This is a genomic window from Anaerobacillus sp. 63XJN7_5_ISO-PGPR-S23-430 (assembly GCF_056173695.1).
Genome location: NZ_CM149686.1, coordinates 2,213,144 through 2,233,501, shown reverse-complemented (window position 1 = coordinate 2,233,501; position 20,358 = coordinate 2,213,144). Strand labels below are relative to the sequence as shown.

Annotated in this window: 15 protein-coding genes and 1 riboswitch; of the genes, 4 read left to right on the top strand and 11 right to left on the bottom strand. The window is 39.3% G+C overall.

Annotated features, from left to right (window positions below; all coding sequences use genetic code 11):
* Positions 1 to 4: 4 nt before the first annotated feature.
* Both AC0VYJ_RS11830 and AC0VYJ_RS11825 read right to left on the bottom strand, forming a co-directional pair.
* On the bottom strand, positions 5 to 1,480 hold the full coding sequence (locus tag AC0VYJ_RS11830; RefSeq protein ID WP_303533337.1) for an extracellular solute-binding protein: 1,476 nt from the start codon (positions 1,478 to 1,480) through the stop codon (positions 5 to 7).
* 450 nt (positions 1,481 to 1,930) lie between these two features.
* Positions 1,931 to 2,188, bottom strand: a complete 258-nt coding sequence (locus AC0VYJ_RS11825) for a hypothetical protein (protein ID WP_475365250.1) — start codon at positions 2,186 to 2,188, stop codon at positions 1,931 to 1,933.
* A gap of 201 nt (positions 2,189 to 2,389) precedes the next feature.
* Here AC0VYJ_RS11825 and AC0VYJ_RS11820 point away from each other — a divergent pair, with 201 nt between their 5' ends.
* From AC0VYJ_RS11820 to AC0VYJ_RS11810, 3 genes are all read left to right on the top strand, one after another.
* On the top strand, positions 2,390 to 3,403 hold the full coding sequence (locus tag AC0VYJ_RS11820; RefSeq protein ID WP_303533331.1) for an LLM class flavin-dependent oxidoreductase: 1,014 nt from the start codon (positions 2,390 to 2,392) through the stop codon (positions 3,401 to 3,403).
* A gap of 150 nt (positions 3,404 to 3,553) precedes the next feature.
* Positions 3,554 to 3,655, top strand: a riboswitch (purine riboswitch).
* 105 nt (positions 3,656 to 3,760) lie between these two features.
* A complete protein-coding gene (locus tag AC0VYJ_RS11815; RefSeq protein WP_475365249.1) occupies positions 3,761 to 4,348 on the top strand; it encodes a xanthine phosphoribosyltransferase in 588 nt (195 codons plus the stop codon).
* Positions 4,345 to 5,646, top strand: a complete 1,302-nt coding sequence (locus AC0VYJ_RS11810; RefSeq protein ID WP_048309418.1) for a nucleobase:cation symporter-2 family protein — start codon at positions 4,345 to 4,347, stop codon at positions 5,644 to 5,646. Before AC0VYJ_RS11815 ends, AC0VYJ_RS11810 begins: the two co-directional genes overlap by 4 nt.
* Positions 5,647 to 5,711: 65 nt before the next feature.
* Here the strand turns inward: AC0VYJ_RS11810 and AC0VYJ_RS11805 are convergent, their stop codons facing one another.
* The 9 genes from AC0VYJ_RS11805 to AC0VYJ_RS11765 form a co-directional block, all read right to left on the bottom strand.
* Positions 5,712 to 10,418: a carbohydrate binding domain-containing protein gene (locus AC0VYJ_RS11805; protein ID WP_475365248.1), complete on the bottom strand. Its 4,707-nt coding sequence runs from the start codon at positions 10,416 to 10,418 to the stop codon at positions 5,712 to 5,714.
* A 43-nt stretch (positions 10,419 to 10,461) separates the two neighbouring features.
* A complete protein-coding gene (nagA, locus tag AC0VYJ_RS11800) occupies positions 10,462 to 11,649 on the bottom strand; it encodes an N-acetylglucosamine-6-phosphate deacetylase (RefSeq protein WP_475365247.1) in 1,188 nt (395 codons plus the stop codon).
* A gap of 31 nt (positions 11,650 to 11,680) precedes the next feature.
* Positions 11,681 to 12,442, bottom strand: a complete 762-nt coding sequence (gene kduD / locus AC0VYJ_RS11795) for a 2-dehydro-3-deoxy-D-gluconate 5-dehydrogenase KduD (protein WP_283154206.1) — start codon at positions 12,440 to 12,442, stop codon at positions 11,681 to 11,683.
* A 10-nt stretch (positions 12,443 to 12,452) separates the two neighbouring features.
* Positions 12,453 to 13,286: a 5-dehydro-4-deoxy-D-glucuronate isomerase gene (kduI, locus tag AC0VYJ_RS11790; RefSeq protein WP_430245344.1), complete on the bottom strand. Its 834-nt coding sequence runs from the start codon at positions 13,284 to 13,286 to the stop codon at positions 12,453 to 12,455.
* Positions 13,287 to 13,306: 20 nt separating this feature from the next.
* The gene (locus AC0VYJ_RS11785) at positions 13,307 to 13,936 is read right to left on the bottom strand and encodes a YesL family protein (protein ID WP_475365246.1); all 630 of its coding nucleotides are present in this window, start codon (positions 13,934 to 13,936) and stop codon (positions 13,307 to 13,309) included.
* Positions 13,937 to 13,978: 42 nt separating this feature from the next.
* A complete protein-coding gene (locus tag AC0VYJ_RS11780) occupies positions 13,979 to 15,148 on the bottom strand; it encodes a Gfo/Idh/MocA family protein (protein WP_475365245.1) in 1,170 nt (389 codons plus the stop codon).
* A 59-nt stretch (positions 15,149 to 15,207) separates the two neighbouring features.
* The gene (locus AC0VYJ_RS11775) at positions 15,208 to 16,068 is read right to left on the bottom strand and encodes a carbohydrate ABC transporter permease (RefSeq protein WP_048309424.1); all 861 of its coding nucleotides are present in this window, start codon (positions 16,066 to 16,068) and stop codon (positions 15,208 to 15,210) included.
* Positions 16,062 to 16,958, bottom strand: a complete 897-nt coding sequence (locus tag AC0VYJ_RS11770; protein ID WP_236690353.1) for an ABC transporter permease — start codon at positions 16,956 to 16,958, stop codon at positions 16,062 to 16,064. Before AC0VYJ_RS11770 ends, AC0VYJ_RS11775 begins: the two co-directional genes overlap by 7 nt.
* Positions 16,959 to 17,148: 190 nt before the next feature.
* Positions 17,149 to 19,383: an FAD-dependent oxidoreductase gene (locus AC0VYJ_RS11765; protein WP_475365244.1), complete on the bottom strand. Its 2,235-nt coding sequence runs from the start codon at positions 19,381 to 19,383 to the stop codon at positions 17,149 to 17,151.
* Positions 19,384 to 19,538: 155 nt separating this feature from the next.
* Between AC0VYJ_RS11765 and AC0VYJ_RS11760 the strand changes: the two genes are divergently transcribed.
* Positions 19,539 to 20,357 carry a helix-turn-helix domain-containing protein gene (locus AC0VYJ_RS11760; RefSeq protein WP_475365243.1) on the top strand — a complete coding sequence of 273 codons (819 nt, stop codon included), beginning with the start codon at positions 19,539 to 19,541 and terminating at the stop codon, positions 20,355 to 20,357.
* Position 20,358: the final 1 nt, after the last annotated feature.

Below are 20,358 nucleotides of genomic sequence, written 5' to 3'. Positions count from 1 at the left end.
ATAATTATTGATCTAGTTTCTTAATATCTTCTTCTGCTTTATCAAGCATCATCTGATAATTAAATGTTGTATCTAATTTATTCAAGAATTCATCATACTCACTAAGGTCACGTTGTCCACTTATGAATTTAATCATTTCTTCTTCAGAGAATCGATCAGCATCTGCCGAATTATAGCCCTCTGGATAATCAATATACCCATTTAGAGATTCAATTCGCGGAGCATCTGCGGAAGCTTCGATATATTCCGTTTGTTTTGAGAATTTCGTTGATAGGTACTCCATTTCAGGTCGACCAGTGAATTGGTAAAGCCAGAAGTAGCCACCTTCTTCAGCCAGTTTGTCCGTTGGGACAATCTTGCCGTCTTCTTTGTTATAATGTTCTCCTTCTATACCATATTGAACGAGTTTAGATCCCTCATCAGATGCTACATAGTTAAGAAGTTTAAATATTTTTTCAAGCTTTTCTGGTTGGTCTTCAAGTGCTTTCGGAATAGCATAAAAGCCATTAGCTTGACCTATATCCCACGTACCTGCTGATTTTCCTGCAGGTCCTTCAATTGCCGTAAGCTGTACCCACTCAGCATCTGGATCTACTGCTTTGTATTGTTCAATATAAGCATCACTCGTTAAATTCGCCCATCCATCAAATAAAATCCCAAATTTACCTTGAAACGCTTTTTGTTGAGGCTCGTTACCTGTATTACTGAAAATTTCAGGGTCCGTTACATCGTTTTCAACAAACTTCGTAACAGCAGTGAGAGCTTCTTTCATATCAGGATCATGAAATGAGTTCACTAATTCACCGTCTTCTTTATAAAAGCTTTTTGGCATTCCTACACCATAAGCACCAAGTATCGGTTGGAAAGCGCTTACTCCTGATCCGGTAAGACCATAAGTATCTTTTTGCCCATTCCCATCTGGATCATCTTCTCGAAAGGCTTTTGCTACTTCATATAAATCATCTACTGTTTTAGGCATTTCCATGTTCAATGCTTCTAACCAATCTTTCCTAACCCAGTACGTATAGAAAGGTATGCTTGCAGGAACAGTCACCGCATAAACTTTATCATTTACCTTCGCTTTTTCAACATTATCTTCTCCAATAAAATCCTGAACTTCCTTAAGGTCGTCCATATAAGGGTCAAGGTCTAGTAGTAAACCTTTGTTAGCATATTCTACTAGAGCAGCTCGACTAACTTGAAACAAATCAGGATAATCCCCTGCCGATAAACGAACGTTTAATTTGTTTTCATAGTCATTAGGATTAACGGAGAGATTCACTGGAAAACCAAGTGCCTCATCTAGTTCTTGCTTAATAACGTCATTTTCTGGGTCAGGTAAGTTTACCCCTTGTCGAATGACTTCTACTTCCTCACTACCAGATTCGCTGTCAGCTCCAGACGATAAGTTACAAGCAGAAAGCAATAATGAAAGAGATAACGCAGGTATAAGGACATGACGCAACTTTTTGCTTTTCATAAAAACCTCTCCTTTTTCAATCGTAATAGATGAAGTTCATTTCACTTTTTCCTGAAACTAATCTTTTCTAGTTTATCATAATAATGAATCATTTCTGCTTTGAATTGATAGGGTTGTCGGGTCAACTCAACGGAAAAATAAAGCTCTGATTATTTAATTAAATCCTCTTCTACCTTCGCTTTTAAGGTAAACTAGCGCCTTCACTTCTCACCTTAACCACTTGTGTTTTACCCCCTTTAATCTGTTTAGCTTTTATTTTTCTAAATTTTCTAAATTAAGTATATAAATAATACAAGCTTATGAGAATAGAATATAGAGTCATTTATTTATACTTTATTTCAACCAAAATATGGATAGAGATACTCTTGGATTGATAGTTTAGTAGTTTACCCCCCCATTTGTAATTTTGAATTTACAAAAAACGTTCTCTCTGTGAGAACGTTTAAAGGATTATCCTAAGTTTTCGATGTTCCAAGTACGAATTGAATAGAATCCAGCATCAAGCTTTTTTTTCTCTTCTAATAGGGTGTTTTGCAACAGTTCCGGAAGCTTCTTAAAAGTCTCGTGATGGACGTCAATTCCTTCATAACTCGAGTAAATGGGAATAGTCACAATTTGTTTATCAAGTGTATCGAAGCAGTGTATACATAGAAATCCAACGCTCCTCATTCGATACGAAAACATAATGCGATATCGTGCTTCGCTCATATTATTCTCTCCTACTATTTTTTTATCAGTATGTACAAAATAGTAGATAAGCAAACCTCTCTTTTACGAGTAGCGAGTCAAGACAGGAGTGTTAGAGCATATTGTTTTTCAATTAGTATACCTGCTGATAAAATTGAATATGGGTTTTTCTTGAAAGAAAATCTCCCTTTTACACTCTGAATAGAGAAAGAAGATGAAATTATGTCAACTAGTCAAAAAAAATTATCTGATATTAAATACTCAGTACTAGATTTAGCTCCTGTTATGGATGGAGAAACTATATCCGATGCTTTAGAACGAACAAGAAATCTCGCTCAGCACGTAGAGAAACTTGGCTACAATCGTTTCTGGCTAGCTGAGCACCACAATATGCCCTACATCGCAAGCTCTGCTACATCAGTTGTGATTGGACATGTTGCTGCGGGTACCTCAACCATTCGTGTTGGATCTGGTGGAGTCATGCTTCCAAACCATTCCCCTCTTGTCATTGCTGAACAGTTTGGAACACTAGAATCGCTATTCCCTGGACGGATTGATTTGGGACTTGGACGAGCTCCTGGAACTGATCAGCGTACAGCATTTGCATTAAGACGAGGCACTGGAAGCATGGCTCAGGATTTCCCAGAACAAGTCGCTGAACTTCGCTCATATTTTGATCCTTCTATGAGCCCGGGATCATCTCCAGTACGAGCTATTCCTGGTAAAGGTCTTAACGTACCAACATGGTTATTAGGATCTAGCCTATACAGTGCAGAGCTTGCTGGAAAACTAGGGTTGCCCTATTCTTTCGCAAGTCACTTTTCTCCTAAAAATACAGTTAGTGCGCTCCAAACGTATCACCGAAGTTTTACGCCTTCGAAAGCACTCGATAAACCTTATACGATGGTAGGTGTAAACGTGATTGTGGCAGATACAGATGAAGAAGCAAATTATCTGTCTACGACTTTACAACAGCAATTTTTAAATTTGATTCGTAATCATGAAGCGCCTATTCAACCGCCTGTTGAAAAGCTAAATGCGAGTGAATATGAGCTTGCGGCACTTGATCAGCAGCTAGCTACTTCTATTGTTGGTAGTCCTGAAACAGTCAAACGAAAAATGCAGGAATTTCTTGATGAAACGCAAGCGGATGAAATGATGGTGATCTCTTCTGTATATGATTATGAAAAGCGGAAAAAGTCCTATAAGTTGTTATCAGAATTAACGACTGATTAATCAATTCTCCTATAACACGTGAGTTAAAATATTCTGGTGTTTGCAAATAACGTTATTTCTTTGAAACCCGAACGAAGTTTAATTAATAGTAAGTCATTGTTAAGATTTGTCTTTACATTGATTTGAATGCTGGTTTATAATACCAATCATAACCTGAATAAGAACATCACTCATATAACCGCAAGAATATGGCTTGCAAGTTTCTACCGGATCACCGTAAATGATTCGACTATGAGTGAGCAACCATCAGTTTAATTACTGTAGACTCTTTCTTTATCTATATTCCCGGAGGCATGTTGCTCACTCTTCTGTGAGCAACGATGTTCTTCGGTTTTTTGTATTGAAGGAGGAATTTATATGGAAAATTTAATGAACAAAATTAGTCAGGAAGGTTTAGCTTTATCTGACGCTGTCTTAAAAGTAGATTCATTCTTAAATCATCAAGTGGATCCAGTACTTATGAAGGAAATTGGTGAGACATTTGCGAGTAAATTTCAAAGAGACTCCATTACAAAAGTCGTTACACTTGAATCATCTGGTATTGCACCAGCTGTTTTTGCTGCCCTCACCCTTAATGTACCGCTTATTTTTGCTCGAAAGCGAAAGTCGCTCACATTACAGGAGGACTTGTTAACGGCAGATGTATATTCTTTCACTAAAGAAGAAACGAATACAATCACCATTTCGAGTAAATTTTTAAATGAAGAAGATCACGTTCTTGTTATTGATGACTTCCTTGCAAATGGCCAAGCTGCTGAAGGTCTCATAGAAGTTGTTTCTAAGTCAGGTGCTTCGGTAGCTGGAATTGGTATTGTTATTGAAAAGGCATTTCAAGATGGCGGGAAAAGCCTTCGTTCAAAAGGGATTAGGGTGGAATCGTTAGCGAAAATCGCTAAACTAGAAGCTGGAAAAGTCACCTTTGTGAATGAGGAAAGTTTCGTATGAATAGCCTGAAATATTTGTCTCTAGGCATTCAACATGTTCTTGCCATGTATGCAGGAGCTGTCGTTGTACCACTCATTGTAGGAGGTGCCCTGGGGTTAAGTGGAAAGGAACTCACTTATCTTGTCTCGATTGATATTTTTATGTGTGGAATGGCTAGTATTCTACAAGTATGGAAAAATCGTTTCTTCGGTATTGGCTTGCCGGTAGTACTTGGTTGTACCTTTACCGCAGTTGGTCCAATGATTGCGATCGGTGGAACATATGGTATTACTGCCATTTACGGAGCCATTCTCGCTGCAGGTTTATTCGTGATCTTAATCTCACCTATTTTCAGCAAATTAATAGCATTCTTTCCACCGGTTGTGACTGGTTCAGTCGTCACCATCATCGGAATTACCCTGATTCCCGTTGCTATGGGGAATATAGCAGGTGGGGAAGGTTCGGTTGATTTTGGATCATTACAGAATATTAGTCTTGGATTTGGTACGCTTCTCTTTATTGTGTTATTGACTCGATTCTTTAAAGGGTTTATCCGTTCAGTTGCCATCCTAATAGGACTTGCAGTTGGTACGATCGTTGGCGGATTCATGGGGATGGTTGACCTAACACCTATTAAAGAAGCTAGCTGGTTTCATTTAATTCAACCGCTCTATTTTGGGGTACCTACATTTGAATGGACGGCTATCTTGACGATGATTCTCGTTGTTCTTGTAAGCCTTGTAGAATCTACAGGTGTATACTTTGCTTTAAGTGATATTTGTGATGAAAAACTGACGGAGAAAGATGTGAGAAACGGCTACAGAGCAGAAGGCCTAGCGATTGTATTAGGTGGATTGTTTAACGCATTTCCTTATACTACCTATTCACAAAATGTGGGGTTAATTCAACTATCTGGTGTCAAGAAGAAGCAAATTATTTATCTCGTTGGTTCAATGCTGATTTTGATCGGTTTAGTGCCAAAAATCGGTGCTGTCACAACTATTATCCCGCCACCAGTCCTTGGTGGAGCTATGATTGTTATGTTTGGTATGGTAATGGCTTATGGCATTAAAATGCTTTCTCGCGTAGACTTTCAATCTCAAGAGAACCTCTTTATCATTGCTTGTTCGATTGGAGTTGGTCTAGGTGTTACAGCGGCTCCATCTGTTTTTGAAAAACTGCCACAAAGCCTCCAAATATTAACAGATAATGGGATTGTAGCAGGTAGTTTAACGGCAATTACATTAAATATTGTTTTTCACGTATTTGGAAAAGAAAAAACAATTTCCGCTGCTCTCGTTCAATCCAAAGCCTCATAAAACAACAAGCCTGGATTCGAATAACTCATTCGAATCCAGGCTTGCTTTTTGATAATGATGAAATTTTAGCTATTTTTCTTTACTAATTTAATATAGTCAATATTTAAAGGGGAAAGTAAGTTGTTCATATAAATGACATGTTCACCTGCTTCAAGTTCAAATAGAAGCGGCTGGTTATCTAAAGCATCCAATCGTACATCTTCCCAATTCTCCCATCCATATGTGGAAGGAAAATGAAAGCTATTCGATTGGCCTTCGTCTACCTTAAATTCTCGATAAGCATTCGGCATATCAGTGGAATAGCGTACAATCGCCTTGTAAGTTCCTCCATCTGAAACCGTGATTTTCCATTTCAACCAGTGGTTCTCATGATCCCAGTTTTTCAGAGCTAATCCTTCTGATGCTCCGGCTTTTGGAGTGATGACGACCTCTCCACCCCCCTGATCAACAAAATCTTCCCCCTCAACAATAACTCCTTCTTCTGCAGAGGTTATGGAAACTTCTCCAGTGACTTCTGGTTCTGTTTGCTGCTCTTTAAAGATAGGTTCTACATGTGAATAAAGCTGTGCTACTTCTTTCGGATTCCCGCCATCTGTCAAAATAAATTGATCATTATTTTTAACGGGTATAGTAAGTTGGTTTTTCTGATTCATTTTCAACTTTTTCATTTTCTCTTTTTCTTCATCATACATCCATACTTTTGTCTGTGGCTTTATCAAATCACCTGAAAGAGTGATCACATTCTCAGAACCTTGATAGTCGATTCGAAAGTTTTCTTCTATCTTACTAAGTTCGATACTTCCCTCTTGATCTAGTGTTAGATTGGTTTCATCCAAACTAAGATAAGTTCCTTCCTGAAGTGAAAGCCCTATTAGTTTATGATCATTTAATGAATGTCTTGTCATAGCGAAAGCACCGTCGGATTCCATTTCGTTCATTTTCTTTTGTTCTAATTTGTTTCCAATGATAATGGCATCTTCAAAATCCAAACTAGAAACAGTAACACCTTTAGCAAATTGATCGCTCACTACAGGGGCTTCCATGACATTTACTTTTTCATTTTCTTCCTCGTAAGGTTGAATGACAGAAACAAAATCAGTTTTTCTTGCCGATCTACGTGGCATCAACATTTCAGTGAAGACATTTCCGGTATAGATAGATGTTTGTTCTTCACCTAGCATCGTAAGGGTAAAAAACTGTTCGTCTTTTTGATAGGTTGCTTCCCATAGCTCGTCTGATATCCCCTTCTCCAAACTATTCAAATGTTGATAGCCGCCTTTATCTCGAAGTTGATCGACATTACTTCGATCGTCAACAGTGATATCCTTTAAGTCTCCATCTATATGGAAAGGAAGATCGTACGTATGATTGTCTTCACTTTCAGCATGAAACCAATCTAGCACATACTCATCTAACATCGTAGTGGTGCGTTCCATGGCAACCCCTTCATAAACTGCCTCAGTTATTGCACGGGTTTGCTTCACAACTGGACCAATGAAGTCATGTTCTAAGTAACCTGAAGAAGGGTTTCCTGGTTCATCAGCTTGCCATAAATATGTTGAGTCCCCCTGCGGATACTGGCTCGTTTGATCAACAACGAGTGTATTATGAGCTAGCGTTTGTTTCGCCCAGCTCACATGCATAGGATTGTCATATCCAAGGGACCCAGCATCTTTCAGCCACATTTTCGAATCAGCATACATCATAATGCCTAATTTATCTGCATGAAGGTGTCCGTTGGGAGTTCCGGGAGGACTATAAAAAAGACTAACATTCATCGCTTGTCCAGCCGGTTTATGATTACGGATAATTGTTAAACCAGAATCTCGATAAAAGGTGCTTCCGTTCTTATTTTCCCCTTCCGGAGCAAAGACATTTGTACCAATAGAAAAATCAGCAGAAGAAAGATCTTTATCTGCAAATAATATCGCCCAAGCCTCTGTGAGTGAACCTTCACGATTTTCTCCAACGGATTGTTTAATCAGCCAGGCGTATTTTGGGTCTTGATAGTAATGGAAGCCAATCTCGTATATCATTTTTGATTGTAAGGTTTTATATGCCGCATTTCCGATTGCAGGCCGAGCCATATTTCCAAACGTATAATTCATTAATGAATCGAGCATTTCTTTAATAGCATATTGTTCACCATTTTTTACATGAAATAAGTCTTGATTCGATTGATAGAGTGGAACAGAAAGATACATAAGGGGTTTAATGGCATATTCATGATACGTACTTGGACCTTCCCACCATAGCCCATCTTGGCGGATTCCTTCCGAAAGCTGCTTTATTGCCCCATGCTTTTGATCATTGATAACTTGATCAAGACGTGACATATCTTTCAAAACGAGTGCGGCATTTCCTATCGCAGCATTATGCCAGACCTGCCAATTGGAGAGACCTCGTTGGTAGCGATCAATTACTTCTATTGCATTTTTCAATACATTCTCTTCTACTTTATATCTCTCATTATCATTTAGAAAGGGATGCATCATATCGTATACCCAAGCTATATTGATCAACCATTCCGATTCTTCAAGAGTTTGTGCTGTAAGTCTCCCATCATAACTTCCTGTCAGGGGATAATCGGGGTAATGATCTGCGTATTCTTTCATTATCGTAATGGCAGCTTCTTTGTATTTATCATCATCTGTTATCCAATAAACGAGTCCGGCATCTCTTGCGATTTCTCCTAAATGTAAGTGAAGGTTATTCTTAGTAGGCGGGAGTGAAAATTCCCCTGTGGTTCGTTGGACTGCTTCATCTGCGTTTTTCTGTAAGTCTTTAAATGCATCTTCTGCATATGCTTCTGTTTCTATTTTAGCTTTTAGTTCGTCTATGTCATTTTCATTAAAATACAAATAAGGATGATCAAGACTTATTGGTTCATCTTGGACTTTAGGGAGAATATCTTTTTGTTTAGCAGTTATGAAATCGCTCTCATTTCCTTCCGCATCAACGACAGTCATGGCGAAATACTCATCAGTAACGTCTTCATTCATCCAGATTGAAGGATGTTGAGCTTGATCTTCGGCTACAAGAGTAGCCTCATTTAAATTTTCAATTTTATTTGGAGAAGAATAAATTCTGATGAACTCAAGGCGCGATTCTGGAGATAATCCCCATGTTCCTACTGCGCCATTTTCTATATGAGTAAGAACGCTAAATGCCTCTGGCTTAGATGGTGGTTTTACGTTTGTGATTTCAACTGATGCAGTATTGGATTGACTACTTTCTTTTGTGGCTTTCATTATTGCTTCTATCTTATAAAAATAGGTAGCACCTAAGGAAGTTCTCGAGTCGATCCATTCGTTTGTTTCACTCTTATTTAATAGATGTTCCTCATCAAGTGGAAACTCCTCTTCTGTGCTTCGATAAATGTTATATGTTAAAAGGTCATTATATCCGGGAGGGACATCCCATTTTAACTTGACAGCTCCTGTTGTGATTGTCGTTGCTTGAAACGCACTGATATCAGGTGGCTCATCATAGTTCACTTTTACTAATTGCATATCATCAATCCACGCTTTCCCATTTCGACTATCCATCATTGGTTCAATGGATAATGTAACCGTGTTTTTAGGGACGTTCAGGAGTTTAGTTATTTTTGTCCATTCATTTGAACCTTCCCTTGCTCCAACCAAAATCATGCCTGACGTATTTTGCCATGTCTCATTTTTGAATTGAATACGTACGGCCATAGACCCTGAACCTTCATTAATATCTTCCGTCTTCATCCAATAAGATAGTGCGTATGTTGTTTCCGCTTGTATCGGAACTCTTTGAACGAGTGACGTTCTATCATCAGGATTTGTATTGTGTAGATAAGCAGATTGTGTTCCTTCCTTCACCTGATCTGTAACAAGCTTTATTTCTCCATTTCCCTTCGGCTTCCACGTACTCCACTTCGGAGGGACGGAGCCAGGATCACCATCCTCAAATGCTCCATTTAGAATATAATTAGCCTGACCGATCTCTACTGTAAATGAGGCGGTTAACGCGCCAGATGCTGTTGTGGCTATAATCGTTGCGAAACCATTGTTTAAACCTTTCACTAGTCCTGTTTGATTAACTTCTGCAACAGTGTTGTCAGAACTAGTCCATGTAACTTCCTTATTTGTAGCGTTCTCAGGTAATACTGTTGCTTCTGCTTGGAATGTTTCATCAATTTCCATTGCTTTATAAGAAGTATTCAATTCTAGTTTTGTTGGAAGTATATTAGTAGTTGGTACAACTTGAACGTCATCGATCAATATTTGCCCTGTCCCGTTTTCAAGAAAATTCTCGATGCGTATTTTTGTGATGTTTGAAGGGATATCAAGCGTTAGGGAGGCTTGCTCCCAATCGGTTGTTCCCTTCCCTTCAAACAGCGTGAATTCTTTACTTCTTTGCCCATCCGCTTTATAGAAGGATACTCTTATATAGGCTCCCTTTGAAGAGGATTGAACATTGCTAAGCTTAATCCACTCAGAAATTTGATAACTTTCCCCTGGCTCCACAAGAATATCTTGATACACCGAGGCGCGAGCATTTTCATCAGGACTTTGAATAGATAGTGCGTGACTTCCATCAATCGACGAGTCAGTAATAGCTTCAATCGTTGGGTTTCCAGAGGCTTTCCATACTCCCCATTTGTTCAATGAACCATTCGAATCTTCAAAGCTACCATTACGAATCATGTTGTTTTCTTCTGCATGAAGCGATGATGAAACAAGTAAGGAGATAACTAAGGTCAAGACGGCTAGTAAAGAGTATCCAAACGGTTTCTGCATAATATCCTCCCAATTAGTGGATTGGTTGACGGATCAACTTATGCTATTTGCTCTCTTGAAGTGATCGATTTGCTATTTGTCCTCTACATATCGTTAATTGCACATTCATATGTTCATCAAGTACGATTAAGTCAGCATCTTTATTCACTTCTATACTTCCTTTTCTCTTCCAGATACCTAATTCTCTCGCTGCGTTTTCAGATGTCATCTTCATAAGGTCATACATGGAACAATGAGTAAATTCCAGCATGTTTCGGGCAGCTTCGTTCATTTTTAGTATGCTTCCAGCTAAACTGCCAGAGCTCTTTAGTATGGCTTTATGATCTTTTACTTCCACTTCCTGACCACCTAAATCATAGATGCCCTCGTTTAAGCATTTAGCCCTCATCGCGTCTGTGATTAAAAGAAGTCCTTCTGCTCCCTTGAGCCGATAAGTTAAATCTACGATATCTTTAGAAACATGAATCCCATCTACGATGATTTCAGCTAAAATGTTTTGATTTAATAGAATGGCACCAGCCGAACCTGGGTCCCGATGATGAAGGCCGTTCATTCCATTAAAAAGGTGTGTCGCGTGTCGAATGCCTAAGTTAACAGCGTGGGATAGTTGTACAAAATTAGCTTCGGAATGACCAACTGAAGCGATCATCCCATTTTCATATAAATACCTCGTTAATTCTGATTGATCATCGAGCTCAGGAGCAAGTGTGACAAGCTTTATTAAATCATTTGCGAGAGATTGGTAGTGTTTGAATGTTGAAACATCAGGTCTAATAATGGAGGAAGTAGGTTGAGCACCGGCACGGTTTTGATTAATGAATGGTCCTTCTAGGTGAATCCCAATCATTTCAGCTTGGCCAGGATGGTTATTTTTTTGATGATAAGTAGCAGCATTTCTTAATGCATGTTCAATATTTGAAGAGGGGTTCGTCATCGTTGTAGCTAGAAAGCTAGTCGTACCCTCTAAGGGAAGAGTCTTGGCAATCGTTGTTAAGGCTTCAGGGGTACTATCCATGACGTCTGAACCTGCTGCACCATGAATGTGGACATCGATCATACCTGGTAGAATAGCGTATTGGGAAGGGAGATCTATCACTTGATCAACCGGTAAATCTCTTGAAATATCTGAACCGATACCGGTGATTTTATCATTTTCAATGAGAATAGTATTTTCTTGACGATTTGGATTAGGAGTGTAAACTTTTCCTCCTCTAAGTAAGATGCGTTGCAACTTCTCACCCCCTTCCGTTTAGAGCAACTTACTACCGAGCCATCCAACCGCCATCGACAATTAACGTATGTCCGTTCATGTAATTAGAAGCCTCAGAAGCTAGGAAAATAGCTGCGCCTGTTAAGTCCTCCGCTTCTCCCCATCTTCCAGCAGGGATGCGCTCTAAGATAGATTGGTTGCGTTTCTCATCTTCTCGAATGGCTTTTGTATTATTTGTGGCAATGTAGCCTGGCGCAAGGCCATTTACCTGAATTCCATCCTTTGCCCATTCATTCGAAAACGCTTTTACTAAACCGTTAACAGCGTGTTTGCTTGCTGTGTATGCTGGTACATACACTCCTCCTTGATATGATAGTAAAGACGCAATATTAATGATTTTCCCTTCCTTTCGTTCAAGCATCGGACGAGCAAGGTGTTGAGTAAGAAGGAATAAGGCATTGACGTTCGTGTTCATCACAGCATTCCAGTTGTCTATTGAATAATTAGAAGCCTCTTCTCGTCTAATGATCCCAGCGTTATTAACCAAGATATCGATTTGGAATTGACTTAATAGATCTTCACAATATGCTGGAAGTGATTCAACATCCTCTAAATCAATAATTACTTGATGAGCACTCCCACCTCCTTCCTCAATCAGTTGCGTTGTTTCATCTAAGTTATTTCGATGACCAAGTAGTATGAGCTTTGCCCCTGCTTTTGAATAAGCCACGGCGATTGCTTGACCAATTCCTCCAGCTGCTCCTGTGACGAGTGCTGTTTTCCCTTCTAATGAAAACCGATCTAAGTATCCCATCATTGGCCTCCTATTTTAAGTCTTTCATATCAATAAAGTCCATATCCGTAAACGTGTAGTTCTCTCCAGCCATAGCCCAAATAAACGTATAGCTTGAAGTTCCAGCACCGCTATGGATGGACCAGGATGGGGAAATGACTGCTTGTTCATTAGAAACGAGCAAATGCCTTGTTTCGTCTGGTTCTCCCATGAAATGAAAAACACGTCCTTCTTCAGGCATATCAAAATACAAATAGATTTCACTTCGGCGATCATGAATGTGAGCTGGCATCGTGTTCCACATATTATGAGGCTCTAGCATTGTCATCCCTAGCATGAGTTGGCAGCTTTGAATTCCTTCTGCGTGAACGTATTTGTAAATCGTTCGTTCATTTGACTCTTTAATAGAACCGAGGTGGTTAGGCTCCGCGTCTTTAATCGCTAATTTCTGAGTAGGATATTCTTTATGAGCTAGTGTAGAGACAAAATAAAACTTCGCTGCACTCTCGGCGTTACCAGGATAAAACGTAACGTTTTCCTTGCCTTTTCCTATGTAAAGACAATCACGCTTATCGAGTTCAAACGTTTCTTGATCAACCTGAACAGTTCCATGCCCACCGATGTTAATGATCCCGATTTCTCGACGTTCTAGAAAATAAGATGTTTTTAATGTCTCTGTTGCGGATAGCGAAAGTCCTTCCTGACTTGTTGGAATAGCTCCTCCGATCACCATACGATCGTCATGAGCATAAAGCATATTGATTTCCCCTTCAGTAAAAACCCTCTCCATCATATACCGTTCTCTTAATTGATCTGTTGTATAGTGTTTGGCTTCTGTCGGGTTTGTTGCATGTCTGATTTCCATATTTTCATCTCCCATAAATGTTATTTTTGAACTTCTTTTTGATCCATTCTACGAAAAACAAGATTCGCTACCCACATGAGTAGAAAGGCAAGCCAGCTAAAGCTGAAAATCGGTAATAACCCTGGAACTAATAAAAGGACATAATAGAAGGCAATCATGATTGCCCCCATCATCAAAGCATGTAACGGATAAGATAATGCAATGATGGCCGCGTATTTGATAACTTTAAGGGCTGATAATTTATATTGAACAAAAACAGGAGCAACAAAAAGCGCTGTCAAGCTATACAAAAATATGATTGTTAAGGTAAAGAGGTAGCATATGAGGAAAAATACTCCTTCATAGCCTCTGAACAGGGTTAAATTAAAGAGCAATAACCCTCCCACGATCGTCGTCAACCAGCCAACAAGATTGGCCTTTATAAATTCTTGTTTATAGGTAGTCCAAAACTCAGGGAAAACAGGAACATCTGTCTCTCCGAGTTGCCAGCGGCGTACGACTGCAAACATGCCTATTGTTGCAGGGAAAATTCCTGCGACCAAAAGCCCAACAATCGAGAATACGAGCCATAGACATTGAACGTATACAAGACGAGCGACCCATTCTGTAATGCGATAAAATTTGCCCCATAAGCCATTTAATTCAACCATTCAGATACACCTCTTTATCCTTCTTTTTCTCGTGATGTTTAGTTAAGTCATACCTGTGCTTTGTGCCTTTTCAGATCCAACTCGCTGAGTGACCTGTACCACTTTTCCTCCAGCCCGAATGGATTCTGACGCCGCACAACCAACTGCGACACTCATTCTTCCAGCATAAGGAGTTGTGAGCGGTTGTTTATTATGAAGAACAAGATTTACAAAATCCTGACATATGACTGGATCGGCTCCACCATGACTTCCCTCTGCCGTCTTTATGTCGTACGTTTGATCAGCATATTCATGCCAGGTGTTAGATTTTCTCGTCTTCACATATACTTTTCCATCCGGTTCGGAGTTTTCAATTCTTCCTTTTGTGCCAATAAACGTATAGTTGCGTTGATAATCTGGGGTGAAATGACACTGTAAATAAGAAGCTTTAATGCCACCTTCTAATTCCATAATGACCATGTTATTGTCTTCTACATCCACTTCATTGCGAAAAGCGCATTGATTCAATGGAGTAGTGCTAAATTCCGTGCAGTCATGTTTTTGATCACAAGTGGGACACGTAAGATTGTTATTTTTTTCTCCTCCGAAGAAATCAAGGCTACCAAATGCTGAGACTTTTTTGGTGTAACTTCCTGTTATCCAGTGGATAATATCTAAATCATGAGAACCTTTTTGGAGTAAAAGAGAATTCGTATTTGCAGAGTTAGCGTGCCAGTCATGGTAGTAATACTCTCCACCTAACCCTACAAAATGGCGAACCCAAACGGCTTTAATGTCACCTATTACACCAGAGTCAACAATTCCTTTCATCGTTCGAAACATATTCATGTACCTCATATTAAACCCGATCATAAGATGCTTCTCTGACTTCTCCCACTCATCGAGAATACGATCGCACCCCTCCACTGAAATGGCTAATGGTTTCTCGCAATACACGTGTTTTCCTGCTCTAAATGCTGCAATGGCATGTTCCTCATGTAAGTGATCAGGTGTTGTAATAGCAACGGCATCCACGTCTTGTCGTTCCAAAAGTTCCTTATAATTTGTCGTAATAAATGTTTCTTTGTTTATGTCTTCTTGAAAGGCTTTTAATCTAGAGATGGATAGATCTGCTGCTGCTACAACAACAGATTCTCCATCCGGCTGATGCCAATATTTTGCAATAGAACTTCTTAATCCAATACCGATTAATCCAATTCTTACTTGTTTCATTGTTTCTCCCCTACGAGTATGGCATTCATTCTATGTTCTGCTTCTGACATGATCGTTTTCTATCCTTTGATCGAACCTAGTAGCATACCTTTTGTTAAATGCTTCTGAACAAATGGATAAATCACAATGATTGGTAAGCTTGCAATAATAACGGCTGCCATTTGAATGGTAGCTGTCGGTATAACTGCATCCACGTTCTCGATTTGGTCTTGATTTTGTACAAGAATATCTCGAACCACAACCTGGAGAGGATTTAGGGCAGGGTCTGTAATGTACATAACAGCCTGGAAAAATTCGTTCCAGTGACCAACGACATAGAATAACCCAATTGTAATCATAACGGGTTTCGAAAGAGCGAGTACAATTTGCCCGAGAATTCTAAATTCGCCTGCACCATCAATTCGAGCTGCTTCGAAAATATCTTCTGGTAAGTTTTCAAAGAAGCTTTTCATGATCAGAACATTAAAGCTCCAAATCGCATTCGGAATAATCATTGCCCACACCGAATTAAGTAAACCAGTTGCTTTTACAATTAAGTATGTTGGTACGATCCCGCCGTTAAATAAGAGTGTAAAGACGACGAGGAAAATGAAAATGTTGCGACCAGGTAAATTTTTACGACTTAATGGATACGCCATTAACGTAGTAAGAATCAAGTTAATGATCGTTCCAACAACTGTAATAAAAATGGTGACCATAAACGATTTTGGTATTTTGGGTTGAGATAAAAGGTGAGTATACGCATCAAAGTTAATCGCTTCAGGAATCAGAACAAATCCACCATTTTTCAATACTTCTTCGATCGGGGTTAGAGATACTGCAACGACGAAAAGCAAAGGGAAAACGGATAGTACACCAACTAGGATGAGAGATATCGTTACAAGTAGATCAAAGGCGCGGTCTCCTTTATTTTTCACCATATGTTTTCGCCCCATTTCTTCGCAATTTGGTTCGCTCCGATGACAAGAATAAGGCCAATTGCTGACTTAAATAATCCTACTGATGCAGCAAGGCTGAAGTTCATCTGTTCAAGTCCTGTTCGGAAAACCCACGTATCAATAATGTCAGCCACTTCATATACTTGGACGTTATACATGATGTAAACTTGTTCAAAACCAGCATCAAGCATATGTCCTAGCTTTAAAATAAACAAAAGGATGATAACGTTACGTATTCCTGGTAGTGTAATGTGCCAGATCATATGAAAGCGATTCGCCCCATCTACTTTTGCTGCTTCATAGAGAGAAGGATTAATTCCGGCTATCGCTGCTAAATAAATAATGGCTCCCCATCCGAGACTTTGCCATGCTTCAGATCCTACTAATATCGAACGGAACCAGTCTGTTGATGTTAAGAAAGGAATGCTTGATGCTCCCCCTTCTGTTAACCAACGATTAAATAACCCTGTGCTTTCTGACAAGAAAGCGATACAAATTCCATAAATGATTACCCAAGATAGAAAGTGTGGCATGTAGCTTAGCGTTTGTATCCATCTTTTAAACCACATTGTTTTACATTCATTTAGAAAGATAGCGAGTACAATACTCGGAACCATTCCAAAAAGAATTTTGTATAAACTAATGATCAATGTGTTGGATAATAGTTGGTAGAAATAAGGGGAATCAAAGAAAATTTGGAAATATTTATACCATGGGTCAGCCCAGTTGCTCCCCGTGATGCCTTCCATCACGTTGTAATCTTTAAACGCGATAATAACGCCGTACATTGGTAGATACTTATAGATGAAAAACCAAATTAACCCCGGTGCAAGCATAATGTAGAAGCTTTTGTACTTCCATAAGTTTGTCATCAGCGTTTTCTTCTTTGTTTCCGATTTCGTATAAAGTGACCTCTCTGACTCTACAGCTGTTTTTGCATTCATGAATTCCCTCCTAGACTGTTCTTTGGTGACAGACTTTCTTACCTGAAAATTCGATTTCTTTTGAGATATTATTACAATAGCATATCTGTTCACCTGTGAGAGTTTATTAATTTAGATACTAGTAGACTCTCACTTCGATCAGTTCAGCGTGCTGTGAACCATTGGTTTCCTCGATAACCATACGTATTTTATCAGTAGTAAAGGTTTCTAAATGATGGACGCGCTTTCTTTTTCGGTTAGATTTGATTGAATCTACCGTTTGCCACTGACCATCTAAATTCATTTCAATACGATAGTTGGCAACTAGCTCTGGCATAATATCGAATTCTGTTTTCAAAAAGTGAAGGTTAATTAAGTATTCGTTCACATCATCATTAAAGGTTAAGTGGATTTCATTCATTTGAACCGGCTTGTCCCAGGTTAACTCGATCCACTCTTCCCCTCCAGTGGATTCAGACATCCACATATGTGGAGATCCAAATGGTCGGTGGTAACCATTAATGACTTTATCTGGTAAGTAAGTTCCGATTGGATCACTTACTTTAAAACAAAACGGCTGTCGTGTAAGATTTTTCATTGACCACTGAACGACTAACTGCTCGGGTTGTTGGGACAAGTTAGGGTCAACGATCGGAATATCTCCTTTTTCAAAAGTTAACACCCCGGATAGTGGCTGTTTTGACTTCCATAAAGCTAGCTGTTCATTTTCCTTAATCACGATAAAAGCATTTTGTTCACCGTTTGGTGTCCAGGGAATGCTAACTGTGATCCACTGCTTCTCACCTTTTGGAATGGTTACTTTCCTCTCATTATGCAATGTACGAGGAATGTAATTTTCACCTCTACCTGTATCCCATACTTCTATAATCGCTTCTGTTTCTATAGTAGCATCGACTAAAAGTTCAATTGAAGTGAGCTTCTGATCAACTGGAAACAAGATACCCACATCATTTTTTAAAGAGTACAGTTCAGCTGGTGTGTTAATGGCAATCTTTTGATATGTGCTTGATGCGCTGATCGTTGCAAGTTTAGCTTGATCCCTTTCATCTTCGTTTCTAGCTCCAATAATTGAAGCATCTTGTTTGAGCAAAGTTTGCTGCACACTTTTGAAATGATTTTCATACAGTTCACGTGGCGTCAGTTGTTTGTCCACACATAGAGCGGCGCCTACTCCAGCAGCTTCCCCCATAACCGCACAAGTTGCCATCACTCGAGTAGTTCCGAATGCTACATGGGTTGCGCTGATATTCCGCCCCGCCATAAACATGTTCGAAACGTTGCGTGAGTATAAAGAGCGGAATGGAATGTGATATAGACCATCAGGGAAAAGGTGCTTGGATGCATTTTCTCCAGTATACATGCCCTTTGGGGGATGAAGGTCAATTGACCATCCACCAAAAGCAATTCGATCATCAAATGGTCTCTGACTAATAATATCATTTTGATTTAGCATATAATCGCCTACAAATCGGCGGTACTCTCTTTTACCTGGAACAGATCCTACCCACTCAAGAACTAGGTTGTCAGCATCAAACTTCCCTGAATTTTTAATGTAGTCCCAGATTCCGTAAATGGCTGCCCATAATTCATCTCGTATTGCTTCGTTTTGATGTACGGTATCCATTTCGCCGCCCCATTCAATCCACCAATAATAGCAGCCAGAGTCCCCAGTTCGAATGATTCTTTTTTCTGGAATGAGAGTTTGGGTAATGTCTCTTGCAAATGCTGGTGCGACATATTTCACTGGTGTTCCAATATCCTTTGTATAAAATAAGATGGTACTTCCAAGTGTGATGTTGTCAGCTTCTTCTGGTGCCCACTCTTCGTCGTACTCATGTCTTGCTTCTCTACCTAACTTAAATTCGGCCCCTGCGAGAAAACCAACTAATCCATCTCCTGTACAGTCAAGGAATACCTCACTCTTGTAGGTAATTTTCCGCTCTGATCCCATCATCCAGCCTGTAACCGATTGGATAACACGATTGTCATTTTCTCCAGTGGCTTCTACTTCATGAACATCTGTATTAAGATGAAGTGTAATATTTGGTTCGTTGTACACGGTTTCATAAACGATCAGGTCCCAGTAGTATGGGTTTCCTTCAGGGTTCCGATATTGATTTTCAACAAGCATTTCTCCCATGATGCCCGTTTCTCTGGCATATCTTTGTGTTCCTACTGCGTTAGCACCGCTTACCCACACTCTTACTTCACTACTTGAATTACCGCCAAGTACTGGCCTGTTTTGGATAAGGAAAACGGTTTTACCTAATCGAGCGGCCGATACGGCTGCACAAACTCCAGCAAGACCTCCCCCAATTACCGTAATATCAGATTCGACTGTTTCATACTTCATGCGATGAACATCCTCCTTGATGTTACCTTCGATAATTTTTTAAGTTTTCTAAATATAATTGTATCGCTTGCCAACTTCTATTAAAATGTAATATAGAGTCATTTGTTTATACTTTATTTCATAAGGTGGTGAAATTAATCCTGGACTCTAAAACGTTGCAAAACTATGTTCCATCGGTCATTTATTTAGCTCATTGGAAAGAAAAGCAGCGATTTGTATTTGAAGAAGATGTCCACCCTAAGTGGGTGTTATTTGCGGTCGAAAAAGGTGAATTCGAATTTTCAATCGGTGATAAGAAAGGTGTAGCACAGGTTGGTGACCTCGTGTTTTGTCCACCTAACACACCTTTTAAAAGGAAGTTAATTGAGCCTTTGTCATTTTTTGCATTTATTTTCGAATGGGAATTAAAAAAAGAGTACTTATCAGATCCGTCGTTACTAAAGCCATTGGAAGAAGATGAATCCATTATTAGTGGAAAATGGACGTTAAGAGATTTTAAAAGACTTTCTTCTAATTTCGAATATTTGGCTTTGTATTCGAATCATACTCACTCTCAGAATATGTCCCGTATTAATTACATACTGAGAGATATTTGGAATGTGTTTTGTTGGGAGCTTGAAGAAAAGCATGTGAAACAAATCGGCCAAAAAGATAAGCTGATGATTGATGCGAAAAATACTATTCAAGAGAAAGGCTTAATGTCTCTATTTAGCATGAATGACCTTTCTATTCAATTAGGACTTAGTCCTGTTCAACTTACTAGAAGGTTTAAAGCAGCTTTTCGGATGACGCCAAAGGAATATTTGATTTCACTAAGAGTAGAAGAAGCGAAAAAATTACTCGCCAACACGGATTGGACAATGGATGAAATCGCACGACATTCAGGCTATGAAAATCGGTATTACTTTAGCCGTGCGTTTCGAACAAAAGAAGGGAAAAGCCCATCAGAATTTAAAAAAATTCACCAAATGTAAT